Origin of the sequence: Amycolatopsis thailandensis (assembly GCF_042723255.1) — a bacterium.
Lineage (GTDB): Bacteria > Actinomycetota > Actinomycetes > Mycobacteriales > Pseudonocardiaceae > Amycolatopsis > Amycolatopsis thailandensis.
Genome location: NZ_JBHXJK010000078.1, coordinates 14,134 through 40,535, shown reverse-complemented (window position 1 = coordinate 40,535; position 26,402 = coordinate 14,134). Strand labels below are relative to the sequence as shown.

Genomic DNA, 26,402 nt, shown 5'->3' with positions numbered 1-26,402 from the left:
CGCACTAGCACCATTACGATTTCCTGTGTGTTTGTGTGGGATCTTATTTTTTTATATCACACTGTTGGCTTTTCTAAAAAAAACCGCTCGTGAGTGGCTAGGACGGTTCTAACCGTCCTAGCCACTCACGAGAAAGGGCCACCACCAGTCTGCGGCGCCCCCACCGGAATCTTCGAAACCTGCCGCCCCGCCCCCGGCTTGACCGGAGCCACCGAAGACCCGGGCGGCACCGGTTTCCCTGTGGAGACAGTAGGTTTCGGCGGTTTGCCCGACGAAGACGAAGTCGGGACGGCCGCCACTTCGAGGTTGATCGTCACCGTCTTCGTCTTGCAGATGGCCGTGACCGCGTAGAAACCCGGACGCGCCTTGTCGCCGATATGCGCGACGGCGCCCTGGATCACCGGACCCTCCGAGGTGACCTCGAACTTCCCGACACGGTCCAGCACCATCGATTTCACCTCGCCGAGATCGGCGACCGGGCAGCCGACGGAAACCAAGACGTCTTCTCCCGTCTTCGATTTCGACGGCGAAACCGCGATGAACGGGTACTGCATCGGCGGCGGCGTGAACGACGTCGTCGGCGGGGCCGAGCCGTCCTGCGCGAGCGCGACCGCCGGCGCGGCCAGGACCGCTCCGCACACCACCACCAGGACGGACCGGAACTTGATCATGGACCTCACCTCGCGATCAGCCGAGCGAAAACGATGATGTTGTCGAGATAGTTGCGCGACGCCTTGTCGAAGACCCCGCCGCAGGTGATGAGGCGCAGTTCCGGCGCGGTCGTGTCGCCGTAGACGGCGTCGGTGGGGAACTTGTCCTTCGCCACCCGCTCGACCTTCGTGACCGCGAACTCGGCCGTCGTGCCGTCCTTTCGGCCGACCGAGACTTTGTCGCCGGGCGCCAGCTCCTTCAGCCGGAAGAAGATGCCCTTCTGCTTGTTCCCGTCCACGTGCCCGAGGATCACCGAAGGCCCGACCTCCCCCGGGGTCGGCCCGTTCTCGTACCAGCCCGCCTGCATCGGCCGGGTCACCGGCGGCACCTCGACGGTGTTGTCCGCGTTGAGCCCGAGCGGGACCAGGCTGGACTTCGCCTCGATCTTCGGCACGTCGATCGAGACGGGATCGGCCTTCGGCATCCCTTCGACGACGGTCCCCCCGTCGGCGGGCACCCCCTGTTCGGCCGGCGGCGTCTCCGCCTGGCTCACGTCCCCCGGCGGCGCCGCCTGTCCGGTCTCCCCCGGACCGGACAGCACGAACGCCAGCGTCACCAGAACGGCCAGCAGGACGACGGCGAGCGCCAGCGGCGCCCCTCGCCCCCGAATCCATGTCGACTTCATGTCCACCCCTCGAGGAAGCGGCACGAGACCGGTCCCGGCCCCCAGACCCGGGACCGGCTCGTCGTTCACCCCCACGCCTGCCATACGCTCGAACCCGCCCCGCCGGTTGCCCGCCCAGGTCACGAAATGATCGCGATCGCTATTCCCCGCCTGCCCGCACGGCCCCGGTCGGCACCTTCGCGACCTGCTTGGCGAGCACCGTGAAGATGACGGTCGACTTCCGCCCCCGGCAGGTCAAGGTGACCGGATACTTGCCCGGTTTGATGTTCTTGACCGTCGCGGACCACTTCACGCGGTCGACGGCGAGTGCCGACGAGCTGACCTTCGGGCCGCTGTCGCACCGGAAGTTCAGCCGGATCTGGTCGCCGGGCCGCCCCTTGGCGGGCGAGAGACTCAGCGGCTTGGCATTTCCCGCCGGAGACGGAGAGGTCGCGAGAACGGCACTCGGAGCGAGGAGAAGCAGACCGGCGACCGTACCGGCGGTGAACAGAATGGCGCGCTTCATGCGATTACCCCCTTTTCAGGAAGCCATACTGCCGTCACCGGCGTGCGCGGAACCGGACGGCACCGCGCTCACCTGTCGGGCAGGTACCGAAAACGTTGCCGTATAAGACTTTCCGTTGCAGTTGACGGTCAGCGGGTAGCTACCGGGCGCGGTGCCCTTCTTGAGCTCGACCTCGGCGCTGACGTTCGCCGGGACGCCGATGAGTGGCCCGTAGTCGTACTTCCCGATGCTCAACACCGGCGAAGAGAACGTCGTCGACGCCGGCGCCTTCAGGCCCTCGCCGCCGGGGCACTGCGCCAGCGCCACGTTCGAGTCGCCGTGCACGTACTTGTTGACGAGCCCCAGGTCGTAGGCCGTGTTGTCGTTGAGCTGCACCGTGACACCGCCGGGATCGGGCTGGGGCTGAGCCTGCTGAGCGAGACCGGTCGCCGGACCCGCCAGCAACGCCGCACCGATCGCCATCACTCCGACGACACTCCTGCGAACCACGAAAAACCCCTAGCTGTCAACGAAACACCGACACGCGCTAGACGCGGGCACCCCCGCGATGGTTGCTCGGACGACGAAGATCAGTCCAAGTCGTCGTGCCGCATCAGCTGACGGCCCGCCTCGGTGATCGATCCCGAGAGCGACGGGTACACCGAAAATGTCAGTGCCAGGTGTTCCACTGTGAGCTGGTTCTGGACGGCGAGCGCGATGGGAAGGATGAGTTCGCTCGCGTTCGGCGCCACGACCACCCCACCGACGACCACGCCGGTGGCGGGGCGGCAGAACAGCTTCACGAAACCGCGTCGCAGGCCTTCCATCTTCGCGCGGGCGTTCGTCGCGAGCGGGAGCATGATGGTGCGGGCGGGCACCTCACCCGAGTCGATCGCCTGCTGGCTGATGCCGACGGTCGCGATCTCGGGGTGGGTGAACACGTTGGCGGCGACGGTCTTGAGCTTGATCGGCGCGACACCCTCGCCGAGCGCGTGCCACATCGCGATGCGGCCCTGCATGCTGGCCACAGAGGCGAGCATGAGCACCCCGGTGCAGTCACCGGCGGCGTAGATGCCGGGCGCACTGGTGCGGGAAACGCGGTCGACGCCGATGAAGCCGCCGGGGCCTGCCTCGATGCCGACCTTCTCCAGGCCGATGTCGGTGGTGTTGGGCACCGAACCGACGGTCATCAGCGCGTGACTGGCTTCGATCACGCGGCCGTCGGCGAGGTGGATCTCGACGCCCTTTTCGGTCCGCACGACCTTGTCGGCGCGGGCCTGCTTGGCGACCGTGGTGCCGCGCTGCGAGAAGACCTCTTCGAGTACGGCGGCGGCGTCGGCGTCCTCGTGCGGGAGCACGCGGTCGCGGCTGGAGACGACGGTGACCTTGACGCCCATCTCGGTGTAGGCCGAGGCGAATTCGGCGCCGGTGACACCCGAACCGATGACGGCCAGGTGCTCGGGCAGCTCGCGCAGGTCGTAGAGCTGACGCCAGTCGAGGATGCGCTCGCCGTCCGGCACCGCGCCGGGCAGCACGCGCGGGGTGGCGCCGGTGGAGATGAGGACGACGTCGGCGTCGAGCACCTCGGTCGAGCCGTCGTGCAGGGTGACGGCGACCTTGTGCGTGGCGAGCCCGGCCTCTTCGTCGTCGAAGCGGGCCTGGCCGATGACGACGCGGACACCCTCGCGCTGGACACGGGCGCGGATGTCGGCGGACTGCGCGAGCGCGAGGCCCTTCACGCGGCCGTGGACGGTCGGCAGGTCGACGCTGGTGTCGGCCATGTCGGTGTTGATCCCGAGCTCACGCAGGTCGTGCATGTTCGCGAGCGCGCCGGAGGAGGCGATGAACGTCTTCGACGGGACACAGTCGTAGAGCACGCACGCGCCACCGAGACCGTCGCGTTCGACGATGGTGACGTCGGCTCCGTGCTGGGCCGCGACCAGTGCCGCTTCGTAACCGGCGGGGCCTCCGCCCATGATCACGATCTTGGTCACTGGTCTCCTCCTCGCAGCGGTGTCTGTGACTGCGTTTACCGTACGCGGGCGACCGCTGGGCGGATTGAGTGGCCGGACACGGCATGTGCGTCCAGCCGGGTGACCGGCGGGTCGCTACTCTGTCACCGTGCCGTTGTATGCCGCGTATGGATCCAATATGGAGCCCGCCCAGATGCTGGAGCGCGCTCCGCACTCGCCCATGGCCGGCACCGGCTGGCTGGAGGGCTGGAGGCTGACCTTCGGCGGCGAAGACCTCGGCTGGGAAGGCGCTCTGGCGACCATCGTCGAAGACCCGGGCTCCCGGGTCTTCGTCGTGCTGTACGACGTCACGTCGCTGGACGAGCCCAACCTCGACCGCTGGGAAGGCGGCGAGCTGGGCATCCACTCCAAGATCCGGCTCCGCGTACAGACCATGGACGGCTCCGTGCTGGCGTGGCTCTACGTCCTGGACGCCTACGAGGGCGGCCTCCCGTCGGCGCGCTATCTCGGCGTTCTGGCCGACGCGGCCGAGACGGCCGGAGCTCCCGCGGACTACGTCGACGCGCTCCGCACCCGCCCCTGCCAGGGCATCTCCGGCTGATCACGCGAGTTCCGCCTCCAATCACGCGAGTCCCTGCCCCAATCACGCGAGTTCCGCCTCCAAGCACGCAAGTCCCAGTCCCAATCACGCGGGTCGCGCCGTTCGGCGCTCGAACGCACCCCGCAACTCGGCCAGCAACCTTCCTGGATCCCGCAGATCGGCCGCCGTCGCGCGGATCGTGATCCACCCGCGGGCCGCCATTCGGGCATCGCGCTCAGCGTCGTAGCCCTGCCTGCCCTCGTGAGCGGCGTAGCCGTCGTACTCCAGGGCGATGCGCAGCTCGGGCCACGCGAGGTCGAGTACGTACAGCCTCCGCCCGTCGACGGTGTGGATCTCGTACTGGCCGACCGGTATCGGCAGCCCTCCCTCCACGACGATCAACCGAAGGATGCTCTCCGGCGGCGATTCGGCCTCGCCCGTAGCGAGTGCGAGCAGCATCTGTGCCCTGTGGATACCTCGCCGATCGCGACGGTCGATGATGCGATCCCGGACGTTGGTGTGCAGGATGCCCCGATGGTCCGGCGCGAGGTTGTGCAGCGCCTCTTCGAGCGCGGCGAACGCCGTTCGCTTGTCGCCGTCGCAGAGGTGGTCGGCCAGCGCGCGGTCCAATGAGAACACCGGAAGCTCGTCCAGTTCGAGCACGTCAGACGGGTGAAATTCCGCCCTGTGCACCACGAGCCCCGACCTCGATTCGACCCGTCTCGAGTAGGGGACGGTCAGGTGGACCACTGGGCTCTCAGCGGCCGAAATCCCATGTAGGGCAAGAGATGTGGCGCCGGAAAGCACCGCGGGCGGGCCGACCGCGAGCAGCGCCGCCTGTGCCAGAGTCGGCAACTTGAGCAGATCCGCCGCATGGACGATCACGCCTCGCCACGGCTGAGCCAGCACACCAGCCGCCAGGCCTTTGACGACGGCTCGTCGCCCCAAGATCTTGTCCGCCTCGCCACGCGAGACGGCCCCATGTCTTCCTCCCCAGTTGATCACGTCTTCGAGAATCGAAGATCGAACCGGCCTTGGGAAGGGGTGATTCGACAGCTGTGGATAACTTGTTCGAGCTGTGGATAACTCTGTGCACGGATGTTCGGACCCGATAGGGCGAACATCCGTGCACAGAGACGGGATTGGCGTGCTTGAAGCCGGAACTCGCGTGATTGGAGACGTGACTCGCGTGATTGGAGGCGGAACTCAGGCCAGGGTGGCCAGGGCGGTGTGGACCAGGGTGCGGACCCCGCACAGGAGCGAACGCTCGTCGAGGGTGAAGGTCGGGCGGTGGATGTCGGCCATCGGGCCTTCACCGGGCCACACGCCGAGACGCGCGAAGGCGCCCTGGACGTGCTCCAGGTACCACCCGAAGTCCTCGCCACCGGACGACTGCTCGGTCCCGGCCACGGCGTCCTCGCCCAGCGCGGCTTCGACACCGGCCCGCATCAACGCGTGCGACTCCGGGTCGGAGACGACCGGCGGCACGCCGCGGCGGTAGTCGAGGGAGAACCCGACGCCGGTCGGCGCGAGCAGCGACTCCACCGAAGACGCGACGAGCGGCTCCAGCATCGTCCAGACCTCGTGGTCCGCGGTCCGGAGCGTGCCGCGCAGCACCCCGTCCTGCGGGACGGCGTTCGCGGCCTGCCCGGCGTGCACCGCGCCCCAGACCAGGACGGTCCCGGACCTCGGGTCGACGCGCCGCGAAAGGACCGCGGGCAGCGACGTGATCACCGTGCCGAGCGCGTGCACCAGGTCCGCGGTCAGATGCGGCCGCGAGGTGTGCCCTCCCGGCGAGGTGAGCCGCAGCTCGATGAGGTCGGCGGCCGAGGTCAGCGCGCCTTCGCGCAGACCGACCTTGCCGACCTCGAGCCGCGGGTCGCAGTGCAGCCCGTAGATCCGCTCGACGCCTTCCATCGCGCCGGCGGCGATCATGTCCAGCGCGCCGCCGGGCATGACCTCCTCGGCGGGCTGGAAGATCAGCCGCACGCGTCCCGGCAGCTCCGGCGCACCGGCCAGCGCCCGCGCCGCGCCCAGCAGGATCGCGGTGTGCGCGTCGTGCCCGCACATGTGCGCGGCGCCTTCGGTCTGGGAGGCGTACGGGAGCCCGGTGGCCTCGGTCAGCGGCAGGGCGTCCATGTCGGCGCGGAGCGCGACACAGCGGTCACCGCTGCCGATGTCGCAGACCACTCCGGTGCCCGAAGGCAGCACCCATGGCTTGAGCCCCACCGAGCGGAGCAGGGACATGACCATTTCGGTCGTGGCGAACTCGTGGCGGGAGAGCTCCGGGTGCGCGTGGATGTGCCGACGCCACGCGAGGACGTCGGTGGCGTTCGCGCGGAGCCAGTCGTCGAGCCAGAAAGGGCCGCGCCCGGCGCCCAGATCATGCACAGGTGCCATGCTGACGCCGGCCTCGGAAATCAGCGCGGTGGACGCCTCTATAGGGGCAACAACGCGACCCTCGGGGTCGCCTGGAATGTCCGGTCGTGAGTCGAGCACGGTCACGCCGCACCTCCTCCCGCAACACTGTTGCCTTCGTCTACCACCGTACGGGTGGCCGCTGAAGGCACGCTGGGTGCCGTTCGATCTGTGATACGCATTTGCGATAGATCGTGCACCATGCAGATGACAAGCCGCTCGTCGAGTGATCGAGCCGGAGATGGCCGGTAGTGGATCTGCGATGAACGGCTACGAGGAGTTCGGCCCGGACTAAGCGGAGAGTCCTTCTACTTACGGGTAGCGGTTCAGGACTTCTTTTTCTTGGAGCGCGAGCGACGACCGAGGATCACCAGGCCCAGCAGGATCGCCGCGGCGACGCCCGCGATGATCTTGTGTTTGGTCTCCTGGCTGTTGGCCTTGTCGGTCTCGGCGGGGTCGAGCACCGGCCCCGGCGGAGGCTGCCGCAGCGTGTCCTGCACGGTCGCTGCCTGCGCGATCGCCGGCGCGGGCGCCTGGATCTCCACAGCCTGCGCGGCGGGCGCGCAGACGATCAGCCCGGCGGCGACCAGTCCGGCCAGCCGCCCGAGACGAGACCTTGTAGGCATGACTCCCTTTCGTCGGCAGAATGCGCCTTAGATTCTGCACTCTGCCGCCTTCCCGCGTCAGCCGCCACGCGGAGGACCGGAGAACGCCTCCAGAATCCGTTGAGCGGCCAGCGTCGGAGTCAGTTCACCGTCCCGGACCGCCCGTTCGACGTCGGGAACGACCGCTCGCACGTCCGGATGCGCCGCGAGGCGCCCGAGCAGCTGTTCGCGGACCATCGACCAGGTCCACTCGACCTGCTGCCGCCGTCGCCGCCCGTCGAGTTCTCCGGACGCGGTCAGCACGTCGCGGTGACGGCCGATTTCGGCCCACACCTCGTCGAGCCCGACGTCGGTGAGCGCGCTGCACGTCAGCACCGGCGGGGTCCACTCGGCGTCGCGTCCGTAGATCATCCGCAGCGCGCCGGACAGCTCACGGGCCGCGCGTTTCGCGTCGCGCTCGTGGTCGCCGTCGGCCTTGTTGACCGCGATGACGTCCGCGAGTTCGAGGACGCCCTTCTTGATGCCCTGCAACTGGTCGCCGGTGCGGGCCAGGGTCAGGAACAGGAAACAGTCGACCATGTTCGCCACGGTCACCTCGGACTGCCCGACCCCGACGGTCTCGACCAGCACGATGTCGTACCCGGCCGCCTCCATCAGCACGATGGTCTCGCGGGTCGCGCGCGCGACACCGCCGAGCGTGCCCGAAGTGGGCGAAGGGCGGATGAACGCCTTCGGGTCCACCGCGAGCCGTGCCATCCGGGTCTTGTCGCCCAGGATCGAGCCGCCGGTCCGCGTCGACGACGGGTCCACGGCCAGCACGGCGACCTTGTGCCCGGCTTCGGTCAGGTCCGTGCCGAGCTGGTCGATGAAGGTCGACTTGCCGACACCGGGCACGCCGGTGATGCCGACCCGCTGCGCGCCACCCGCGTGCGGCAGCAGCTCGACGAGCAGTTCCTGAGCCTGCGCCCGATGGTCTTCGCGGTTGGATTCGACGAGCGTGATCGCCCGCGACAGCACCCCCCGGTCACCCCCGAGGACGCCCTTGGCCAGCTCGCCGACGTCGATCTTGCGCGGCAAGGTCAGGACTCCTGGGCGGTCAGCTGTCCGATGAGGTCGATCGCCGCGTCGGCGATGACCGTGCCGGGACCGAAGATCGCCGCCGCGCCGGCCGCGCGCAGCTCCTCGTAATCCTGCGGCGGGATGACGCCGCCGACCACGACGATGATGTCCTCGCGGCCCTGGTCCGCGAGCTCGGAACGCAGCGCGGGGACCAGCGAGAGGTGGCCGGCGGCCAGCGACGAAACGCCGATGACGTGCACGTCCGCCTCGATCGCCTGCCGCGCGACCTCGCCGGGGGTGGAGAACAGCGGGCCGACGTCGACGTCGAACCCGATGTCGGCGAAGCCGGTCGCGATCACCTTCTGGCCGCGGTCGTGGCCGTCCTGGCCCATCTTCGCGACCAGGATCCGGGGACGACGGCCTTCCTCCTCAGCGAACTTCTCGACCAGCTCGCGCGCCTGCTCGACGTTCTCGGCCTTGCCGACCTCCTCGCGGTACACACCGGAGATGGTACGAATCTGGCCGGAGTGCCGCCCCCAGATCTTCTCCAGCGAGTCGGAGATCTCGCCGACCGTGGCCTTCGCCCTGGCGGCGTCGATGGCCAGCGCGAGCAGGTTGCCGTCGGACTGGGCACCCGCCGTGAGCCGCCGCAGCGCGTCCTGCGTCGCGTCCTCGTCGCGCTCTTCGCGCAGCCGCCTCAGCTTCTCCAGCTGCTGCGCGCGCACGCCCGCGTTGTCGACCTTGAGCACGTCGATCTGCTCGTCGTCCGTGACCTGGTACTTGTTGACGCCGATCACCGGCTGGCGGCCGGAGTCGATCCGCGCCTGCGTCCGCGCGGCGGCTTCCTCGATGCGCAGCTTCGGGATGCCGGCGTCGATCGCCTTCGCCATCCCGCCCGCCCGCTCGACCTCGCTGATGTGGCCCCACGCCTTGCGGGCGAGGTCGTAGGTCAGCTTCTCGACGAACGCGCTGCCGCCCCACGGGTCGATGACGCGCGTGGTGCCGGATTCCTGCTGGAGCAACAGCTGCGTGTTCCGCGCGATGCGGGCGGAGAAGTCCGTCGGCAGCGCGAGCGCCTCGTCGAGGGCGTTGGTGTGCAGCGATTGCGTGTGGCCTTGGGTCGCCGCCATCGCCTCGACACAGGTGCGGACGACGTTGTTGTAGACGTCCTGCGCGGTCAGCGACCAGCCCGAGGTCTGCGAATGCGTCCTCAAGGACAGGGACTTCTGCGACTTGGGCTCGAAGCCCTTCACCAGCTTCGCCCACAGCAGCCGGGCCGCGCGGAGTTTCGCGACCTCCATGAAGAAGTTCATCCCGATCGCCCAGAAGAAGGACAGGCGCGGCGCGAACTTGTCGACGTCGAGCCCCGCGTCGACACCGGAGCGGATGTACTCGACGCCGTCCGCGAGCGTGTACGCCAGCTCCAAATCGGCGGTCGCCCCGGCCTCCTGCATGTGATAGCCGGAGATGGAGATCGAGTTGTACTTCGGCATGTTCCGCGAGGTGAACGAGAAGATGTCCGAAATGATCCGCATCGACGGCTGCGGCGGGTAGATGTAGGTGTTGCGGACCATGAACTCCTTGAGGATGTCGTTCTGGATGGTCCCGGCCAGCTTGTCCGGCGAGACACCCTGTTCCTCGGCCGCGACCACGTACAGCGCGAGCACCGGCAGGACGGCGCCGTTCATGGTCATCGAAACGCTCATCTTGTCCAGCGGGATGCCGTCGAAGAGCTGGCGCATGTCGTAGATGGAGTCGATCGCGACGCCCGCCATGCCGACGTCACCGGCGACGCGCGGGTGGTCGGAGTCGTAGCCGCGGTGCGTCGCGAGGTCGAAGGCGACCGAGAGGCCCTTCTGCCCGGCGGCGAGGTTGCGGCGGTAGAAGGCGTTCGACTCCTCGGCGGTGGAGAAACCCGCGTACTGGCGGATGGTCCACGGCTGGTTGACGTACATCGTCGGGTACGGGCCGCGCAGATAGGGCGCGACGCCGGGATAGGTCCCGAGGAAGTCCACTCCGGACAGATCGTCGGCGGTGTAGACCGGTTTGACGCCGATGCCCTCCGGCGTCTCCCAAGCGAGCGCGTCGGGGCCCTTGCCGGTGGCGGCGTGCAGCGCCTCGGTCCACTGAGGACGGTCGGCCGGGTCCGGGCTGCCGAGGTCGACACCGGCGAAGTTCGGGATGGTCATCACTGCACTCCGAGCTCGTTCAACGTGCCGGTCAGGACTTCGAGGGCGTCGCAGCCGGTGAAGAGGTAGCCCGTGACGTCCGGGTGGTCGCCGGGCTTACCGGCGAGAAGCACCGATGTGGCGCCCGCTTCCTTCAAGGCCTTCGCGACGCTGTCCGCTTCCTCCGCGTAGGAGGTGTTGCTGCCGCAGAGGCAGGCGATCGTCGTTCCGCTGGCGCGGAATTCCGCGACGACGTCCTCGGGGGCACCGGGGTTCACCGCCTCGATCCCGCCCGCCTGGAACAGGTTCGCCGCGAAACTCGCCCGCCCGGTGTGCGCCGCGACCGGGCCGAGCGTGGCGAGGAAGACGCGGGGACGGCTGGGATGCGCGTCCGCCCGGTCCCGCAGGGTCTCGAAGGCCTCGGCGTACCGGTACCGGGGCAGGCCGCCGCCAGGCACGTCTTCGACGGCGTCACGGACGACCGTTTTCTCCGTCAGGTTGGGGAATTCGCTGACGCCGGTGATCGGATCGCGACGCGTCCCGATCCGCTTCGACCGCTTTTCCCAGGTCTCGGCGAGACGTCCGGCCAGCGCGCCGGAGGCAAGTTCGGCCTCGATCCCGCCCGCCGCCTCGATCCCGGTGAACTCGCGCCACGCGGCCTGGGCCAGGTCATCGGTGAGGTTCTCGACGTACCAAGAACCGCCCGCCGGGTCGATGACGCCTGCCAGTTTGGACTCCTCCAGCAGGACGGCGTGCGTGTTGCGCGCGATCCGCGCGGAGAACGCGTCCGGCTGGCCGATCGCGGCGTCGAACGGAAGCACGGTGATCGCGTCCGCGCCGCCGACCCCGGCGCCGAAACAGGCGAGCGTGGTCCGCAGCATGTTCACCCACGGGTCGCGCTGGGTCAGCATCGCGGGCGAGGTGACCGCGTGCTGCCGCATGCCCGCCCCCTTCCCGCCGGAGACCTCGGTGACGCGGGCCCACAGGCGGCGCGCGGCGCGGAACTTGGCGATCGTGAGGAACTGGTCGGCCGTGGCGGCGAGCCGGAATTCGAGCTGCGCGGCCGCGGTGTCGACGTCGAGCCCCGCTTCGGTGAGCGCCCGCAGGTACGCGACGCCCGCCGCGATGGCCGCGCCGAGCTCCTGCGCGTCCGAGCCGCCGGCCTCGTGGAACGGCAGGCCGTCGGCGACGATCGTCCGCACCTTCGGGTGACTCGTCGCGACCCGTGCCGCCAGCCGCGCGGCGGGCGCGAGGGGATGCGCCGTGCCGGTGCGCGCGGTCAGTCCGATCGGGTCGGCGCCCAGGGTCGCGGTGACCGCGCTCGCCGGGATCTCGCGTTCGGCGAAGAGGGTGAACAACTCGTTCGCGGCGGCTTCGTAGTCCTCGCCCGCGTCGAGGGTGACAGGCGCCAGGTCGACGTAGACCTCGTTCAGCGCGTCGCCCAGCTCGGCGACGGGGACCCCGGTCGCGCCGGCGCGCAGCCAGATCGAGCTGACGCCGCCTTCGAGGTCGGCGAGGATCGCGGTGTTGGTGACCTTGGCGTCGCGGCGGGCGTACCGGGCGCGGATGTCCCAGCCCGTCGTCACCGAGCCCTCGGGCCGGGCGCTTCTCACGAACGGCGGAAGACCGGGGAAGCCGGTTCCCTCGACGGTGTCTTCGGCGGTGTAGAGCGGCTGGATCTCCAGGCCGTCGTAGGTCCGCGTGACCAGCTTGCTTTCGGGCAGGCCTTCGAAGTCCTCCCCGATCGCGCCGCTCTTGCGCAGCACTCCGGCGACGAGCTCCCGCCACTGCTCCCGGCTCGCTTCCGGGAACTCGGCCGCGAGCTTCAGCTCGTCAGGCGCGTCGGGGGTCGGCACTGACTCCGTCTCGGCCACTTCCGTCATAACCAACGATGCTAACGGCCCGCAACTGCCCCTACCTGTGACGCTAGTCGCGCCGGAAGGGTGACGGCGCATAGGGCCGCCACGGGGGCATACGACACAATTGGGCCGTGCCGTCCGACACCACCGAGTCCCCCGAGAGCCCCGGCGAAGAGAAGCGTGTCGTCGCCGGGCGATATCGGTTGCGCTCGGTGATCGGCTCGGGATCGATGGGCACGGTCTGGTCGGCCTACGACGAGTTCCTGCACCGACCGGTCGCGGTCAAGGAGGTACGGATGCCGCCCGGCGTCCCGACCTCGCAGGCCGACGAACTGCGCGAACGCACCCTGCGCGAAGCCCGGGCGATCGCCGTCCTGAGTCACCCGAACGTGATCATCCTGCACGACGTCGCGCGCGAGAACGACGAACCCTTCGTCGTCATGGAGCTGCTGCCGTCGCGCAGCCTCGCGCACATCCTGCGCGACCACGGGCCGCTGACGGTCGAACAGGCGGCGGCCGTCGGCATCGCGGTGGCGTCCGCGCTCGAAGCCGCGCACGCCGCCGGGATCACCCACCGTGACGTCAAACCGGGGAACGTCCTGGTCGCCGGGGACGGCCGGATCAAGCTCACCGACTTCGGCATCGCGCGCAACGTCTCCGAAGCCACCATGACCCGCACCGGGATGATGCTGGGCTCCCCCGCCTACATCGCGCCCGAGGTCGCCTCGGGCGGCGCGGTCGTGCCGGCCGCCGACCTGTGGGGACTCGGCGCGACGCTGTTCGCCGCCATCGAGGGCTCGCCGCCCTACGACGCCGACGGCGACCCGCTCGAAACCGTCGGCAAGGTCGTCAACGGGAAGGTGCCGAAGCCCGGCCCCGGCCCGCTGGCCGACGTCATCGGCGCGCTCATGAAGAAGGAGCCGTCGAAGCGGATCGCGCTGCGCGAAGTGCGGCGCCGCCTGTATCCGTTGCAGGCCAAGACGCTGATCGACCTCTTCCCCGCCGAGCTGTTCCACACGCCGGACGGCAAGAAGACCACCGCGCATCTCGACGCGACCGACACCCAGGTGATCAAACCGGTCGCACCGGAGAAGCCGGGCGAGGGCACGAGTTCCGAACTCGCCGCCGACCCCGGTCCGCTGCCGTTCCTGAACAAGCCCGCCGCGGCACCCGCACCGCCGGCCGAACTCCCGCCGATGCCGACCGTCGTCCCGCTGCCGCCCCGCCCGCCGGGCCGGTCCGCGGCGGGCACCGTACTGCTGGCTTTCGCGTCGGTGATCGTCTTCCTGCTGGCGGCGGGAGGCGGGTTCGTGCTGGCCAGGACGGTCGGCGGGCAGGATCTGCGGCCGCCGGAAGAACTGCGGCAGGGCGACACGATCGTCACGCAGGCGCCGCCGAAACTGATCACGCAGCAGGGTGACGCCAGTACGGTGAACGGCCTCAAGGGCGGCCGGTTCACCATTGGCGTGCCGGAAGGCTGGCAGAAGTTCACCGCGCCGCACATCACCCAGGGTGTACCGAGCACCGTGGTCCAGTACGTCTCGCCCGACGGCCGCCAGGTCATCCGGATCGAGCGGCTGAGCGGTTTCCTGGCCGAGCGCCCGCCGCCCGCCTACTTCAGCTGGCTGAAGACGCAGCACCCGGACATCGACCCGATCGGCGAGCCGTCCACCGTGCCCGGCCGGGGCGACAGCAGCATGCGCTACACCTACCGGACGACCGAGCGCGGCGCCGCGACCAGGGACGCCACGAACGACACCGCGCGGCGTACGACGTTCATGGACCTGTTCAGCGGGGGCTCGGATCTGTGGATCTTCTCGGTGACCTCGCCGATCGAGCAGGAGACCTCGGCGAAGACCGCGGTCTTCGAGCCCGTCGCGCTGTCGCTCATCGTCGACGGCTAGCCGGGCGGGGCCTGCCGCGGCTGAAGGGAACTTTCCCCGCATCCGACGTGGGGAAAGCGCCCTTCACCGCATGAGATGAGGGGAAAGTCCCCTTCAGCCCCCGTCGACGGCCTGCCGCGCGAAGTACGCCTTCGAAGCGCGCTGCTGCGCCAGCCTGCGAAGCACCGAGAGCAGCCTGTCCCCGAGGACGGTCTCGACGACGGCGACCTCGATGATCCGCTCCAGTGACTCGATCCCGGCGATGCCTTCGAGGTCCAGGTCGGCGGTCCGGTCGGCGATCTCCGCGTAGTCGTCGAGTTTGTCGAGGTACCAGCCGTGCCCGACCTCCCGGATCGCGCACAGGACGCCGACGAGGGCCTGGATGACCAGGTCGTCGTCCTCCTTGCAGGGCCAGTCACGTCGCTCGGCGAGGTCGCGGACCGTGGCGAGCGCCCATTCCCGGCTTTCTTCGTCGACGACCTGACGCGTGCTCGTGATGCCCTGCTGAGCGATGCCGAGGATGCGGTGCGGGCTTTCCTTCCCGGCGTCGACCGCGGCGAGCACCTCGCCGACCGTCGCGAGCGAGAGGCCGCCGACGTCCATCAGCGCCCTGATCAGCTTGATCCGCTGGACATGCCCCTCGTCGTACTTCGCCTGATTGGGACTGGTCCGCTCACCCGCCGGGAGCAGCCCTTCCCGCAGGTAGTACTTGATCGTGGCGACCGGGACCCCGGCTTTTTCACTCAGCTCCGCCATCCGCACGTGTGAGCTCTCCGATCTCGGGGACGGTTCCAGGGTCTTCCCTGAAGACTTCTCAGGATGGATAGTTTAGCTTCCCATAACGGAGAGCTTGACTATCCATTCTGGGAGGGACCCATGACCATCTTGACCGATCTCCGTGACAGAACCCGCACCTGGCACCGTGGTTCGTATCGCTGCGGACAGGCCTTCGCCGTGATCACCGCGCTGTGCGTCCTCGCCATGCTGATCGACCAGCGGACGCTGGAAGGCGCGCCGATCTGGGCGAAACCGTTCAAATTCGCCGTCTCCGGCTCGCTGTACTTCTTCAGCTGGAGCTGGCTCGTCACGCTGCTGCCGAAGTTCCGGCGCACGGCGAGCGTGCTGACGAACGTGCTCGTCGTGATCTTCTCGGCCGAGTACGTGCTGATGGTGTTCCAGGCCGCCCGCGTCCGCGCGAGCCACTTCAACTACGCGACCCCGCTGGACAACGCGATCTTCCAGACCATGGGCGGGATGGTCGCCACGCTGTGGGTGGTCAACCTCGTCCTGACCGTCGCCGTCATGTTCACCCGGCTCCCCGACCGCGCGACGCGATGGGCGGCCAGGATCGGCGCGGTCCTCGGCACGATCGGGATCTCGCTGGCGACGCTGATGACCGGCCCCACCCCGGAACAGCAGGCCATGCTCGAGAAGACCGGCCAGTCCGCGATGATCGGCGCGCACACCGTCGGCCTCCCCGACGGTGGCCCGGGCCTGCCGATCCTCGGTTGGAGCACGGTCGGCGGCGACCTGCGGATCCCGCATTTCCTCGGTCTGCACGGACTCCAGGCGCTGCCGCTGCTCGCGCTCGCCCTCGGCGTCCTGGCCGCGCGCTACCCGCGGCTGCGCGACGACGTCGTCCGGCTGCGCCTGGTCGTGATCGCCGGTGTCGGGTACGCGGGTCTTCTCGCGCTGCTGACCTGGCAGGCGCTGCGCGGCCAGTCCATCGTCGCCCCCGACGGCGCCACCCTGACCGCCTTCGCCCTGCTGATCGCGGGCGTCGCCTTTAGCGGGCTAATCGCGATCCGGCGGTCGGCGAAGGACCGGGAGCTGGAGGTTTCCGTCCGATGAGCGTCGAGACCCTGTTCACCTGGACCTTCCCGCTGGCGACGCCGTTCTGGCTGCTGATGATCTTCCTGCCGGGCTGGTCGTGGACCCGCCGGATCATGTCCTCGCCCTGGGTACCGCTCCTGCCGCTGATCCCGTACTTCGTGCTCGCCGTCGCGCACCTCGGCGAACTCTGGACGGCGGTCAGCAGGCCGGACCTGGACGTGCTCAGCGCGTTCACCGGCACGCCGTACGGGGCGGCCACGATCTGGGCGCACCTGATCGCCTTCGACCTGTTCATCGCCCGGTGGATGTACCTCGAATCCCGCGAGCACCGGATCCATCCGCTGGTGACGGGCCCGATCCTGGCGCTCACGATCTTCCTGTCCCCGTTCGGGCTGGTGGCGTTCCTGCTCGTGCGAACCGTCCGGATACGCTCGTCGCATGAGTGAGAACGAGGTCGCGGCGGCCGCCGCCATCGCCGAGCGCACCGGCGTCGAGAAGCACGACATCGCCGTCGTGCTCGGTTCGGGCTGGCGCCCGGCGGCGGACGTCATCGGGGAGCCCGAGGCGGAGATCCCGCTGGGCGAACTGCCCGGATTCGTCGCGCCGGGCGCGGTCGGACACGGGGGAACCGCCCGGTCGGTCCGCGTCGGCGAGAAGCGCGCGCTGATCATGCTGGGCCGCACGCACTTCTACGAGGGCAAGGGCATCGACCCGGTCGTGCACAACGTGCGCACCGCCGCGGCCGCCGGCGCCAAGACGGTGCTGCTGACCAACGCGGCCGGTGGCCTGCGCGAGGGCTTCCGCGTCGGGCAGCCGGTGCTGATCTCGGACCACCTGAACCTGACCGCGCGCTCGCCGATCGTCGGCGCGAACTTCGTCGACCTGACGGACCTCTACTCGAAGCGGCTGCGCGACCTCGCGCGCGAGATCGACCCTTCGTTGGAAGAGGGTGTCTACGCGGGACTCACCGGGCCGCATTTCGAGACCCCGGCGGAGATCCACATGCTGCGGACGCTCGGCGCCGACCTCGTCGGCATGTCGACGGTGCTGGAGGCCATCGCCGCCCGCGCCGCCGGGGTCGAGGTGTTCGGGCTTTCGCTGGTGACCAACCTGGCGGCCGGGATGACCGGGGAACCGCTGAACCACGAAGAGGTCCTGGAAGCGGGGCGGCAGTCCGCCACCCGCATGGGCACTCTCCTCAAGGAACTCGTCACCCGCGCCTGAGAAGTGTCATGAATGGGTCTTTCAGGACGAAAAACGTCCTGAAGACCCTTTCATGACATCCGGGGAGGCTCAGCCCGCGAACTCGGGAAGCCGCTGAGCGACCTCCGCCGGCGACGGCATCGCCGCGACCTCGTCGGCGAGTTTCCGTGCCGCGCCGAGGACAGCGTCGTCGGCGAGCAGCGTGCGCGCCTGCTCGTGAATCGCGTCCTTCGTGGCGTCGGCCCCGATCAGCTGCGCGCCCACTCCGGCCGCGACAACGGCCTCGGCGTTCGTGAACTGATCCGCCCCCTGCGGAAGCACCAGCTGCGGCAGCCCGGTGCCGAACGCGCCCAGCGTCGTCCCGCTGCCACCGTGGTGGACCACGAGGTCCGCGTGCGGCAGGAGGTCGGCCTGCGGCACCCACGACTCGACACGGACATTGCCGGGGACGTCGCCCAGTCCCGCCGGATCCACCGTCGGACCGGCCGCGACGATGACGTCCGCGTCGATCCCCGCCAGGCCGCCGATGGCCCGCTTGAGCACGCCTTCGTCACCGAAAGCGGTGCCGAGGGTGAGGTAGATCAGTGGACGGCTCTTGTCCCGTCCGGCCACGCCCGCCGGGAGATCCCCGGGCTCGGCCCAGCTGACCGGCCGCAACGGGATCCGGTTCGCGCCGGCCAGGAAGTCCGGCGCCTGCACCGATTCCGGGCAGATGTCGACGACCGGGTCGCCGAACGAAGGCAGCTCCACGCCTTCGAAACCGACCTCCCCGGCGAATTCCGCGAGGCGGCCGTTGATGACGTCGATGACCTCGCCCGGCGAGAACCGGCCGAAACCGTGCCCGATCGCGGGGATGCCGGCGAGCCGGGCGGCGATGGCGCCACCGGCGTTGCCGCTTTCGTACACGACGAGATCCGGCCGGTGCCGCTCGAACAACGGCGCGAGATCGGCGACGAACCGCCGCGGCAGGACATTTCCGAACACTTCCCCGATAACGGGATAAAACGATTCGGGCGGGCCGTCCGTGGCCCGCGGCTCGGCATCGGGGCCGAAGAACGAAACGAACGCCGCGTGCATGCCGAATCCGGCGCTTTCCGCGGCGAGACCGGCCTTTTCGACGACCGGCAGCATCTCGTCACCGGTGGCGAACAGGACGTCGTGTCCGGCGTCGCGGGCGGCGACGGCGAGCGGTAGTAGGGGATAGAGATGACCATGACTCACCAGAGAAGTGAAGATCAATCGCACCCTCTCCAACGTACCCGTAGGCTGACTCGGTGACGACTTCCTTGACCCCGGAGCTGCGGGACCGGACGTTCCGCTGGATCGCCGACGACCCGGACGACGATTCCCGCGTCGAGCTGCAGAACATCCTCGCCCGCGCGATGGGCGGCGAAGCCGGTGCGGCGGACGAACTCGCGGACCGGATGGCGGGCCCGCTCGAATTCGGCACCGCCGGGCTGCGCGGACCGGTACGCGCGGGACCCAACGGGATGAACGTCGCGGTCGTGACCCGCACGACGGCCGGCGTCGCGGACTGGCTGACCGCACAAGGACATCCGGGCGGGGTCGTGGTGGTCGGCCGCGACGCGCGGCACGGTTCGGAGGCCTTCGCCAAGGCCGCCGCCGAGGTGCTGACGGCCGCCGGTTTCGCGGTGAAGGTGCTGCCGGGACCGCTGCCCACGCCGGTGCTCGCGTTCGCCGTACTGGAACTCGGCGCCGTCGCCGGCATCCAGATCACCGCGTCGCACAATCCCCCCGCCGACAACGGTTACAAGCTTTACGACGCGACAGGCGGCCAGATCGTCCCGCCTTCGGACGGCCTGATCGAGCGCGCCATCGAGGCCGCTCCCCCGGCGATCAGCGTGCCGCGCGAGCCGGGCGCCGCGGTGCTGGGCGACGAGCTCCGGGACGCCTACCTCGCCAAGGTCGCGCTTCTTCCGCGCGGCCCGGAACGCGAGGTCAAGGTCGCCGCGACGGCGTTGCACGGCGTCGGCGCGGAGACCCTGAGCGCCGCGTTCGAACGCGCCGGATTCACCGAGCTGAGCCTGGTCGCCGAGCAGTCCACACCGGATCCCGACTTCCCGACGGTCGCCTTCCCGAACCCGGAGGAACCGGGCGCGACGGACCTGTTGCTGGCGTTGGCGTCCGAGGTGGACGCCGATCTGGCGATCGCGCTCGACCCCGACGCCGACCGGTGCGCCCTGGGTGTCCGCGAACGGGACGGTTCGTGGCGGATGCTGCGGGGCGACGAGACCGGTGTCCTGCTCGGCTGGCATGTTCTGTCCACTGTGGATAGTTCTGATCCGCTGGTGGCCACGACGATCGTGTCGTCGTCGATGCTCGGCGAGGTCGCGAAGGAATTCGGGGCTCGCTACGCGGAGACGTTGACCGGGTTCAAATGGCTGGTCCGCGCGGGCGAAGGGCTCGTGTTCGCCTACGAGGAGGCGCTCGGCCTCTGCGTGAACCCCGGTTTCGTGCGCGACAAGGACGGCATCTCGGCCGCCGTGCTCGCCGCGGGCCTGTCCGCTTCCCTGCGCGCGGCGGGCCGCGGTCCGCTGGACGTCCTCGACGAACTGGCCGTGAAGCACGGCGTGCACGTGACGGATCAGGTCTCGCTGCGGGTCACCGATCTGTCGGTGCGGGAGAAGCTGATGGCCGGCCTGCGCGCCGCGCCGCCGGCGTCGCTGGGTGGCACCGACGTCACCATGGAAGACCTCCTGCCCGACGCCGACGTCCTGCGCCTCACCGGTGAAGGCCTGCGTGTCGTCATCAGGCCTTCCGGGACCGAGCCGAAGCTGAAGGCGTACCTCCAGGTGAAAGAGCCGGTCTCCGGCGAACTCGCCGAGGCACGCACCGCCGCGGACGCCCGGCTGGCCGCGCTGCGGACCGACGTCGAGTCCCGTCTGGCCTGACGATGCCCAAGCTGCTGATCGTCCACCACACGCCGTCGCCCTCGACGCAGGCGATGTTCGAAGCCGTGCTCTCCGGCGCGAACCATCCCGATATCGAGGGCGTCGACGTCGTGCGGCGTCCGGCGCTGGGCGCGACCGTGCCCGACGTCCTCGACGCGGACGGGTATCTGCTCGGCACACCGGCGAATCTCGGCTACATGTCCGGCGCGCTGAAGCATTTCTTCGACACCGTCTACTACCCGTGCCTGGACGCCACGCGGGGCCGGCCGTTCGGGTTCTTCGTGCACGGCAACAACGACACCGCGGGCACGGTGCGCGGCATCGAGAGCATCACCACGGGTCTCGGCTGGGAAAGCGCGGCTTCTCCGGTGCTCGTCACCGGAGAACCGGGCAAAGCGGATTTGGAAGCCTGTTTCGAACTGGGCGGCACTCTGGCCGCCACCCTCATGCCCTGACCCTTCACGCGTTTCGTCCTCTGGATGCGGTAGTTCGCGATGCCGACTACCGCATCCAGAGGACGAAGTGCGCTGAAAAAGTAAGGGGCCTGTCACCGGAAGCCCTGGGGGTCGACCTCCGGCAACAGGCCTAGGCCAAGGGTTCGCCGTGATGGCGATCAACCTTGGCTGCCCAAGCGTACTACATCCGGCACGATCTTGTGCACCCGCCCGGAAAAACGCCCCTCACTCCGTTGTCCGTGCACCCCCAGGGCACGGATTCCGGAGTGAGAGGCCGGAACACGGTGCGAAACCGCTTGACAACTGTAAACCACTGCATACATACGCTGTCAACAGCTGCGGACAGGCCGGATCGCGTTACACTCCGACTACGGAACGGGGCTATGGAACCGATGGGGGGATCATGTCGCCGGAGAGCACCTTCGCGCGGAAACTGACCGCGCTGATCGACTCGGCGCGCGCGGACGAAGGCGCGCCGCACAGCTATCGCGAGCTGTCCGCGGCGATCGATCGCGCCGGCGGGCCCGCCATGTCGCCCGCGTACCTCCAGCAACTCGCCACGGGCAAGCGGGTAAACCCGAAGATCCACTACGTCGAGGCGCTGGCCAGGCTGTTCGGGGTCCCGATCACCTACTTCTTCGAAGACCAGGAAGCACAGCCCGTCGGAGAGGCGAAGCTCATGGCCATGCGCGCGCAGGAGCTTTCCCCGCAAGGCCGTCGCCAGGTCATGGACCTGCTGGAACTCGTCGAGCGGTACGAACGCGCCGAGCGCGAGCAGCCGGGCGAGCGCCGATGAAGGAACGGGAGCTCCGCAAGCGCTGCCGCAAGATGCTGCACAACCTCGACATCGAGCCGCCGCTCGACGTCGGCGTGCTCTGCGAGCGGCTCGGCGAGCAACGCGGCAGGCCGATCCGGCTGATGCCGTATCCGCTGGAGGTCCCGGGCCCGTTCGGCTGCTGGATCGCCACCGGTTCGGCGGACTACATCTTCTTCCAGCAGGAGACCACGAAGTCCCATCAGGACCACATCATCCTGCACGAACTCGGGCACATGCTCGCCGATCACCATCCCGGCGGAGACGCCGAACCCGCCGATTTCCTGCGCGGTCCCGCCCCCGGTCTCGACGGCGACGCCGTACATCGCGCTTTACGCCGCACCTCCTACGATGAGGCGCACGAATGGGAAGCCGAGACCGTGGCGACCATCATCCTCGAATGGGCGTCGGTCTTGAACTACACGATTCCCCGTCGCGCCGACGACGATGACGTCCGCCGCGTCCAAGGCGCGCTGGGCGACCATCAAGGGTGGCTGTGAACTCGCTGTTCTCCCCTCTCAACGTCGTGGCGATGGTGCTGTTCGCGACGGCGCTCGCCTGGCGGATCTACCAGACCTACCGGGCGCCGAGGGTCCTGTCGAACTGGGCGATCACCATCACGATCGTCTGCGTCGCCGGTTCGTTCCTCGCCCAGCAGAAGGTCATCTCCGGCTGGCTCGACGGGCTGACCGGCAGAGGCACCGGACGCCTGGTCAACAACGTCCTGCTCGCCATCGGCGTCTGCGCGCTGCTGATCGTCTTCCTCGGCTCCGCGCTGGGCCCGCGCCGTCCGGGACGGGTCCTGTTCGAACTGCTCCCGCTGTCCGGCGCGATCGCGCTGATGCTGGTCGCGATGGCCGTCACCCCACCGGAGGCACGCGGACTCGCGCTGAGCCCGAAACTCGTGCACGAGCCCGGCGTGGCGCTGTTCTACCTCGGCGCCGGGCTGTACCTGATCTACGGACTGTCCGCCTGCGCCTGGTGGATCTTCCGGTACATCCGCACCGCGGACCGTCATCTGCGGACCGGGCTGAAACTCAGCGCCGCCGGGCTGATCGCCCTTTCCGTGGGCAGTGTCTTCCGCGCGCTCTACATCGTGATCGCGTGGGCGTTCGGGCCGTCGATCCCGTTCCTGCTCACCATCGCCGTCCCGTTGGTACTCCTCGGGATCGTGCTCTTCCTCGCCGGGATCACCTACCCCGGCGCCCGCGCGCGGTTCGCCGCGCTGCGCCGCCGTCGCCAGCATCGGCTGCAACACGAACGGCTCACCCCGCTGTGGACAGCCCTGGCCGAGATCTACCCGAACATCGTGCTGCGGACCACCCCGCAGGGCGTGTGGGAACGGTGGCGCCCGCGCACGGTCCACCGCCGGTACTACCGCCGCGTGATCGAGATCCGGGACGGGCTCGTGCAGCTGAGCCCTTACCTGGAAACCGATCTCGCCGCCCTCGCCACCGACGATCCGCGCGCGGCGGCGGAGGCGCTGAAGACGGCGATCGCCCGGCAGGCCGCGGGCGAGGAGACCGACGGGCGGGCGAAACTCGTGCTCCCGGGCGGCGCCTCGGACATCGAATCCGACGTGCGGCCACTGCTCGCGCTCTCGGCCGCCGTCTCCCGGAACGAGGCATGACCGTGCAGCTTCTCCTGACAGCGGACCGGATCCTGCCGCGGCCGAGCACTCCTGTCGAAAACGGCGCCGTCCTCGTGGAGGGCGACCGGATCCTCGCGGCCGGCCCTCGCGCCGAGGTCGTCGCACAGGCGTCGCCGGACGCGGAAAGGCTCGACTTCCCGGGCGCGACGCTGCTGCCCGGCCTGTTCAACGCCCACGTGCACCTGGCTTTCGACGCCACCCGCGAGATGCTGCCGAACTTCCTGGCGAGCGGGGACGACACCCTGCGCGCGGGCGCCGAGGACCGCTTGGGGCAATTGCTGCGCAGCGGCGTCACGACCGTGCGGGACCTCGGCGATCGCGACGCTTTGGGCGCGCGCGTCCGGGCCGGACTCGAAGCCGAAGGCACGGCCGCCCCGCGTCTGCTGACCGCGGGAGCCCCTTTGACAGTCCTCAATGGACACTGTCATTTCTTCGGTGGCGAGGTCGGTGACGACGCCTCCGTGCGCGCGATGATCGACGCCAACGCCGCCGCGGGCGCCGACGTGATCAAGGTGATGGCCAGCGGCGGGCAGATCACCGAAGGCGGCGCGGACATGTGGGAGTCCCAGTTCGACGCCCGGGCCCTGCGCCTGATCGTCGAGCACGCGGCGACCCACGGGCTTCCGGTCGCGGCGCACGCCCACGGCGCGGACGCGATCGAGGCGTCGGTCGAAGCGGGCGTCGCCACGATCGAGCACTGCACCTGGATGACCGGCCCGCAGCGCCAGGACAGGCGCGAAGGCGTCGCCAAACGCATGGCGGCCGAGGGCATCGCGGCGTGTTCGACCAGCAGCCGCAACTGGCGGACGCTGGCCGAGCGCATGGGCGAAGAACTCGCGAAGACCGTCTACGGCAGGCTTTCCTGGCTGGAGGAGCTGGGCGTCCCGCTGCTGGCGGGGACGGACGCCGGGCTGCCCGGCTCGGTCTTCGACGATCCCGTGGGCGCCCTCGAACTCTACGAATGGCTCGGTTTCGGCAGGCGGCGGATCCTCGAGATCGCGACCGAGGACAGCGCCGCCGGGCTCGGCCTCGGCGACGTCACCGGACGGCTCGCCCCCGGTCTGAGCGCCGACGTCCTGGTGGTCGACGGCGACCCGCTCGCCGACCTTTCCGCCCTCCGGAACCTCCGCCTGGTGCTCGCGCGCGGGCGGGCCTTCGGGTTGGAACCGCAGGCGTCTTACTGACCTGCTTCGGACGACACGCGTGACTGGATGGACGACACACGTGATCCGATGGACGACACGCGTGTCCAGATGGACGCCGCGCGGCGGGCCCCAGCCTCACTTGTGTCGTCCGTCCGATCACACGTGTCGTCCGTCCGATCACACGTGTCGTCCATCGGATCACGTGGAGGGCGGGACAGGCCGGATGCCAACTTTGGTGACAGCGTTTTAAAACAGTGTTATCGTTGCCTTTCCCCACCACCACGAAGGGATCGACCATGGAAGGCCCGATCAGGCTGTTCACCGTCATCGCGCTCGTTTCGCTGCCGACGGTGATGTACGGCGGCTACGCCCTGATGGGTGTCCTGCGCGACAGGAAACTGACCGAACACCAGCGCGGGATGTTCCGCGCCGGGCACGCCCACGCCGGCGTCCTGCTGGTCCTGGCACTGGTCGCGCTCCAGATCCTCGGGCAGACCGGGCTGCCGGACGCCGTGCTGTGGATCGTCTGCTTCCTACTGCTGTTCGGCGTGCTCGCCCAGTCCGGCGGGTTCTTCCTGCACCTGGCACCGGGCAAAGGCAAGCTCGGCGGACGCGTCACCGGCGCCGGGGCCGTCCTACTCGGGGCCGCGATCCTGACCACCGCGTACGGCGTGGCCTTCCCCTGACAAAAGCCCTGGCGGCCGCTAGTTAAGCTTGCTGACGTGCCTGAATACCTGCCGACAGCCCCCGCCAAGGGGACCCGCGACTTTCTGCCCGCCGAGATGTCCGTCCGGACGCAGGTGTTCGGCCATCTCTACGACGTGCTCGAACTGCGGGGTTTCCTCCGCTACGACGGGCCGATCCTCGAACCCGCCGAGATCTACGAGCGGAAGTCCGGGCAGGAGATCGCGGATCAGCAGCTGTACACGCTGACCACCAAGGGCGGCGAGCGGCTGGCGCTGCGCCCGGAGATGACACCGTCGGTCGCCAGGATGATCGCGGGCAACGCCAAGTCGCTGCAGTTCCCGGTGCGCTGGTACAGCCACCCGAACTGCCACCGCTACGAGCGGCCGCAGCGCGGGCGGGTCCGGGAGCACTGGCAGATCAACGCGGACATCTTCGGTTCGGACAGCGCGAACTGCGAGATCGAGATCTTCGAGCTCATCCACGACATGATGGAAGCGCTCGGCGCGACCCCGGACATGTTCCAGGTGCGGGCGAACGACCGGAACCTGCTCTCCTCGGCGCTCACCGACATCGTCGGCGTGACCGCGGAGCAGTTGCCGCAGGTGTTCACCCTGGTGGACCGCTGGGAGAAGTCGGACCGCGCGAAGCTGAGCGACACCGCGACCGAGATCGGCCTGACCGAGAAGCAGTTCGAGAAGCTGGCCGAGATCCTTTCGTCCGGCGCCGCGCTGCTCGACGAGCTGCCCGAACAGGTCAAGGAGAACTCGAACCTGGTGAAGGTGCTGAACAGCGGCGCCGCGAACCTGATCAAGTTCGACCCGATGATCGTGCGCGGGCTCGCGTACTACACGTCGACCGTGTTCGAGGTCTTCGACACCTCGCCGGAGAACCGCCGGGCCCTCTTCGGCGGCGGCCGGTACAGCGACCTGGCGTCGCTGTTCACGTCGCAGCAGATCCCTGGGATCGGCTTCGGCATGGGCGACGTCACGCTGATCGACTTCCTCGACACCCACGGCCTGACGCCGCAACCGCGCAGCGAGACCGACGTCGTGGTGATCCCGGTGGTCGAGGAGCTCACCGACGCCGCGCGTGAAGTCGCGGGGCGGCTCCGCAAGGCCGGGCTGCGCACGTCCACGCCCGTCGAACTCCGCAAGCTGGGCAAGGAACTCACCCGGGCCGACAAGGCCGGGGCGCGGGCCGTGGTCATCGTCGGCCAAGAGGACTGGGACGCCGGGAACGTGACGGTCCGCGGTCTCGCGACGCGCGAGCAGCAGACCGTCGCCGTCGATGGCGTCGTTTCGGCGGTCAATTCCCTTCTCTGACAACAGAAACCGGCG

Annotated in this window: 26 protein-coding genes; 13 read left to right on the top strand and 13 right to left on the bottom strand. The window is 69.2% G+C overall.

The genetic code is table 11. The annotated features are described in order from the left end of the window. Positions 1 to 125: 125 nt before the first annotated feature. The 5 genes from ACFWMR_RS27535 to ACFWMR_RS27515 all read right to left on the bottom strand — a co-directional run bounded on the left by ACFWMR_RS27535 (position 126) and on the right by ACFWMR_RS27515 (position 3,814). Positions 126 to 671: a hypothetical protein gene (locus ACFWMR_RS27535; RefSeq protein ID WP_378380439.1), complete on the bottom strand. Its 546-nt coding sequence runs from the start codon at positions 669 to 671 to the stop codon at positions 126 to 128. A 5-nt stretch (positions 672 to 676) separates the two neighbouring features. Continuing rightward, positions 677 to 1,336, bottom strand: a complete 660-nt coding sequence (locus tag ACFWMR_RS27530; protein ID WP_378276953.1) for a class F sortase — start codon at positions 1,334 to 1,336, stop codon at positions 677 to 679. 139 nt (positions 1,337 to 1,475) lie between these two features. After that, entirely contained in the window at positions 1,476 to 1,841 is a 366-nt protein-coding gene (locus ACFWMR_RS27525; RefSeq protein WP_093934920.1) for a hypothetical protein, read from the bottom strand. A 15-nt stretch (positions 1,842 to 1,856) separates the two neighbouring features. Further along, positions 1,857 to 2,303 carry a hypothetical protein gene (locus tag ACFWMR_RS27520; protein ID WP_378380443.1) on the bottom strand — a complete coding sequence of 149 codons (447 nt, stop codon included), beginning with the start codon at positions 2,301 to 2,303 and terminating at the stop codon, positions 1,857 to 1,859. A 107-nt stretch (positions 2,304 to 2,410) separates the two neighbouring features. Further along, positions 2,411 to 3,814, bottom strand: coding sequence for an NAD(P)H-quinone dehydrogenase (locus tag ACFWMR_RS27515; RefSeq protein WP_093934922.1), 1,404 nt, complete (start codon positions 3,812 to 3,814; stop codon positions 2,411 to 2,413). 127 nt (positions 3,815 to 3,941) lie between these two features. On the opposite strand from ACFWMR_RS27515, the gene ACFWMR_RS27510 reads away from it, so the two are divergent. Continuing rightward, positions 3,942 to 4,394 carry a gamma-glutamylcyclotransferase gene (locus ACFWMR_RS27510; RefSeq protein ID WP_208635977.1) on the top strand — a complete coding sequence of 151 codons (453 nt, stop codon included), beginning with the start codon at positions 3,942 to 3,944 and terminating at the stop codon, positions 4,392 to 4,394. Between the two features lie 84 nt (positions 4,395 to 4,478). Here ACFWMR_RS27510 and ACFWMR_RS27505 read toward each other — a convergent pair whose 3' ends face one another. The 6 genes from ACFWMR_RS27505 to ACFWMR_RS27480 all read right to left on the bottom strand — a co-directional run bounded on the left by ACFWMR_RS27505 (position 4,479) and on the right by ACFWMR_RS27480 (position 12,506). Further along, a complete protein-coding gene (locus tag ACFWMR_RS27505; RefSeq protein ID WP_378380442.1) occupies positions 4,479 to 5,321 on the bottom strand; it encodes a DUF559 domain-containing protein in 843 nt (280 codons plus the stop codon). A 258-nt stretch (positions 5,322 to 5,579) separates the two neighbouring features. After that, the gene (locus ACFWMR_RS27500; protein ID WP_093934924.1) at positions 5,580 to 6,878 is read right to left on the bottom strand and encodes an amidohydrolase; all 1,299 of its coding nucleotides are present in this window, start codon (positions 6,876 to 6,878) and stop codon (positions 5,580 to 5,582) included. A gap of 239 nt (positions 6,879 to 7,117) precedes the next feature. Beyond that, a complete protein-coding gene (locus ACFWMR_RS27495; protein ID WP_093934925.1) occupies positions 7,118 to 7,417 on the bottom strand; it encodes a hypothetical protein in 300 nt (99 codons plus the stop codon). Positions 7,418 to 7,474: 57 nt separating this feature from the next. Then, positions 7,475 to 8,473: a methylmalonyl Co-A mutase-associated GTPase MeaB gene (gene meaB, locus ACFWMR_RS27490; RefSeq protein WP_093934926.1), complete on the bottom strand. Its 999-nt coding sequence runs from the start codon at positions 8,471 to 8,473 to the stop codon at positions 7,475 to 7,477. Between the two features lie 2 nt (positions 8,474 to 8,475). Continuing rightward, complete coding sequence (gene scpA / locus ACFWMR_RS27485) at positions 8,476 to 10,644, bottom strand: methylmalonyl-CoA mutase (protein ID WP_093934974.1); 2,169 nt, start codon at positions 10,642 to 10,644, stop codon at positions 8,476 to 8,478. Beyond that, positions 10,644 to 12,506 carry a methylmalonyl-CoA mutase family protein gene (locus tag ACFWMR_RS27480; protein WP_378380438.1) on the bottom strand — a complete coding sequence of 621 codons (1,863 nt, stop codon included), beginning with the start codon at positions 12,504 to 12,506 and terminating at the stop codon, positions 10,644 to 10,646. Before ACFWMR_RS27480 ends, scpA begins: the two co-directional genes overlap by 1 nt. A 107-nt stretch (positions 12,507 to 12,613) precedes the next feature. Here ACFWMR_RS27480 and ACFWMR_RS27475 point away from each other — a divergent pair, with 107 nt between their 5' ends. Further along, positions 12,614 to 14,386, top strand: coding sequence for a serine/threonine-protein kinase (locus ACFWMR_RS27475; protein WP_378380437.1), 1,773 nt, complete (start codon positions 12,614 to 12,616; stop codon positions 14,384 to 14,386). Between the two features lie 93 nt (positions 14,387 to 14,479). On the opposite strand, the gene ACFWMR_RS27470 is transcribed toward ACFWMR_RS27475, so the two are convergent. Continuing rightward, a complete protein-coding gene (locus ACFWMR_RS27470) occupies positions 14,480 to 15,121 on the bottom strand; it encodes a MerR family transcriptional regulator (RefSeq protein WP_378380436.1) in 642 nt (213 codons plus the stop codon). Positions 15,122 to 15,241: 120 nt separating this feature from the next. Here ACFWMR_RS27470 and ACFWMR_RS27465 point away from each other — a divergent pair, with 120 nt between their 5' ends. From ACFWMR_RS27465 to ACFWMR_RS27455, 3 genes are read left to right on the top strand one after another with little or no spacing between them, the layout of a single operon-like run. Further along, complete coding sequence (locus tag ACFWMR_RS27465) at positions 15,242 to 16,216, top strand: hypothetical protein (RefSeq protein WP_378380435.1); 975 nt, start codon at positions 15,242 to 15,244, stop codon at positions 16,214 to 16,216. After that, positions 16,213 to 16,644, top strand: coding sequence for an ABA4-like family protein (locus ACFWMR_RS27460; protein ID WP_378380434.1), 432 nt, complete (start codon positions 16,213 to 16,215; stop codon positions 16,642 to 16,644). Before ACFWMR_RS27465 ends, ACFWMR_RS27460 begins: the two co-directional genes overlap by 4 nt. Then, positions 16,637 to 17,422 carry a purine-nucleoside phosphorylase gene (locus tag ACFWMR_RS27455; RefSeq protein ID WP_093934932.1) on the top strand — a complete coding sequence of 262 codons (786 nt, stop codon included), beginning with the start codon at positions 16,637 to 16,639 and terminating at the stop codon, positions 17,420 to 17,422. The genes ACFWMR_RS27460 and ACFWMR_RS27455 overlap by 8 nt, the downstream gene beginning before the upstream one ends. A 69-nt stretch (positions 17,423 to 17,491) precedes the next feature. Here the strand turns inward: ACFWMR_RS27455 and ACFWMR_RS27450 are convergent, their stop codons facing one another. After that, positions 17,492 to 18,646 carry a glycosyltransferase gene (locus ACFWMR_RS27450; RefSeq protein WP_378380432.1) on the bottom strand — a complete coding sequence of 385 codons (1,155 nt, stop codon included), beginning with the start codon at positions 18,644 to 18,646 and terminating at the stop codon, positions 17,492 to 17,494. Between the two features lie 29 nt (positions 18,647 to 18,675). Here ACFWMR_RS27450 and ACFWMR_RS27445 point away from each other — a divergent pair, with 29 nt between their 5' ends. The 8 genes from ACFWMR_RS27445 (at position 18,676) to hisS (ending at position 26,387) form a co-directional block, all read left to right on the top strand. Beyond that, on the top strand, positions 18,676 to 20,313 hold the full coding sequence (locus ACFWMR_RS27445) for a phospho-sugar mutase (RefSeq protein WP_378380431.1): 1,638 nt from the start codon (positions 18,676 to 18,678) through the stop codon (positions 20,311 to 20,313). A 2-nt stretch (positions 20,314 to 20,315) separates the two neighbouring features. Next, complete coding sequence (locus tag ACFWMR_RS27440; protein WP_378380430.1) at positions 20,316 to 20,768, top strand: flavodoxin family protein; 453 nt, start codon at positions 20,316 to 20,318, stop codon at positions 20,766 to 20,768. Positions 20,769 to 21,171: 403 nt separating this feature from the next. Then, complete coding sequence (locus ACFWMR_RS27435; protein ID WP_093934936.1) at positions 21,172 to 21,564, top strand: helix-turn-helix domain-containing protein; 393 nt, start codon at positions 21,172 to 21,174, stop codon at positions 21,562 to 21,564. After that, positions 21,561 to 22,082 (top strand): hypothetical protein, encoded by a 522-nt coding sequence (locus tag ACFWMR_RS27430; protein WP_093934937.1) that lies wholly within the window; start codon positions 21,561 to 21,563, stop codon positions 22,080 to 22,082. The genes ACFWMR_RS27435 and ACFWMR_RS27430 overlap by 4 nt, the downstream gene beginning before the upstream one ends. Then, positions 22,079 to 23,212 (top strand): MAB_1171c family putative transporter, encoded by a 1,134-nt coding sequence (locus ACFWMR_RS27425; protein ID WP_378380441.1) that lies wholly within the window; start codon positions 22,079 to 22,081, stop codon positions 23,210 to 23,212. Before ACFWMR_RS27430 ends, ACFWMR_RS27425 begins: the two co-directional genes overlap by 4 nt. Beyond that, on the top strand, positions 23,209 to 24,417 hold the full coding sequence (locus ACFWMR_RS27420; RefSeq protein ID WP_378380429.1) for an amidohydrolase family protein: 1,209 nt from the start codon (positions 23,209 to 23,211) through the stop codon (positions 24,415 to 24,417). Before ACFWMR_RS27425 ends, ACFWMR_RS27420 begins: the two co-directional genes overlap by 4 nt. Positions 24,418 to 24,674: 257 nt before the next feature. After that, positions 24,675 to 25,064, top strand: a complete 390-nt coding sequence (locus ACFWMR_RS27415; RefSeq protein ID WP_093934940.1) for a hypothetical protein — start codon at positions 24,675 to 24,677, stop codon at positions 25,062 to 25,064. 36 nt (positions 25,065 to 25,100) lie between these two features. Continuing rightward, the gene (gene hisS / locus ACFWMR_RS27410; protein WP_093934941.1) at positions 25,101 to 26,387 is read left to right on the top strand and encodes a histidine--tRNA ligase; all 1,287 of its coding nucleotides are present in this window, start codon (positions 25,101 to 25,103) and stop codon (positions 26,385 to 26,387) included. The last annotated feature ends 15 nt before the right edge of the window (positions 26,388 to 26,402 follow it).

What these genes read in the sequence shown, in the direction of transcription:
- ACFWMR_RS27495 (WP_093934925.1), bottom strand. Translation starts at nt 7,417, where the DNA reads ATGCCTACAAGGTCTCGTCTCGGGCGGCTGGCCGGACTGGTCGCCGCC.
- ACFWMR_RS27525 (WP_093934920.1), bottom strand. Translation starts at nt 1,841, where the DNA reads ATGAAGCGCGCCATTCTGTTCACCGCCGGTACGGTCGCCGGTCTGCTT.
- ACFWMR_RS27440 (WP_378380430.1), top strand. Translation starts at nt 20,316, where the DNA reads ATGCCCAAGCTGCTGATCGTCCACCACACGCCGTCGCCCTCGACGCAG.
- ACFWMR_RS27530 (WP_378276953.1), bottom strand. Translation starts at nt 1,336, where the DNA reads ATGAAGTCGACATGGATTCGGGGGCGAGGGGCGCCGCTGGCGCTCGCC.
- ACFWMR_RS27480 (WP_378380438.1), bottom strand. Translation starts at nt 12,506, where the DNA reads ATGACGGAAGTGGCCGAGACGGAGTCAGTGCCGACCCCCGACGCGCCT.
- scpA (WP_093934974.1), bottom strand. Translation starts at nt 10,644, where the DNA reads ATGACCATCCCGAACTTCGCCGGTGTCGACCTCGGCAGCCCGGACCCG.
- ACFWMR_RS27520 (WP_378380443.1), bottom strand. Translation starts at nt 2,303, where the DNA reads ATGGCGATCGGTGCGGCGTTGCTGGCGGGTCCGGCGACCGGTCTCGCT.
- ACFWMR_RS27430 (WP_093934937.1), top strand. Translation starts at nt 21,561, where the DNA reads ATGAAGGAACGGGAGCTCCGCAAGCGCTGCCGCAAGATGCTGCACAAC.
- ACFWMR_RS27415 (WP_093934940.1), top strand. Translation starts at nt 24,675, where the DNA reads ATGGAAGGCCCGATCAGGCTGTTCACCGTCATCGCGCTCGTTTCGCTG.
- ACFWMR_RS27435 (WP_093934936.1), top strand. Translation starts at nt 21,172, where the DNA reads ATGTCGCCGGAGAGCACCTTCGCGCGGAAACTGACCGCGCTGATCGAC.
- ACFWMR_RS27420 (WP_378380429.1), top strand. Translation starts at nt 23,209, where the DNA reads ATGACCGTGCAGCTTCTCCTGACAGCGGACCGGATCCTGCCGCGGCCG.
- ACFWMR_RS27455 (WP_093934932.1), top strand. Translation starts at nt 16,637, where the DNA reads ATGAGTGAGAACGAGGTCGCGGCGGCCGCCGCCATCGCCGAGCGCACC.
- ACFWMR_RS27460 (WP_378380434.1), top strand. Translation starts at nt 16,213, where the DNA reads ATGAGCGTCGAGACCCTGTTCACCTGGACCTTCCCGCTGGCGACGCCG.
- ACFWMR_RS27465 (WP_378380435.1), top strand. Translation starts at nt 15,242, where the DNA reads ATGACCATCTTGACCGATCTCCGTGACAGAACCCGCACCTGGCACCGT.
- ACFWMR_RS27470 (WP_378380436.1), bottom strand. Translation starts at nt 15,121, where the DNA reads ATGGCGGAGCTGAGTGAAAAAGCCGGGGTCCCGGTCGCCACGATCAAG.
- ACFWMR_RS27535 (WP_378380439.1), bottom strand. Translation starts at nt 671, where the DNA reads ATGATCAAGTTCCGGTCCGTCCTGGTGGTGGTGTGCGGAGCGGTCCTG.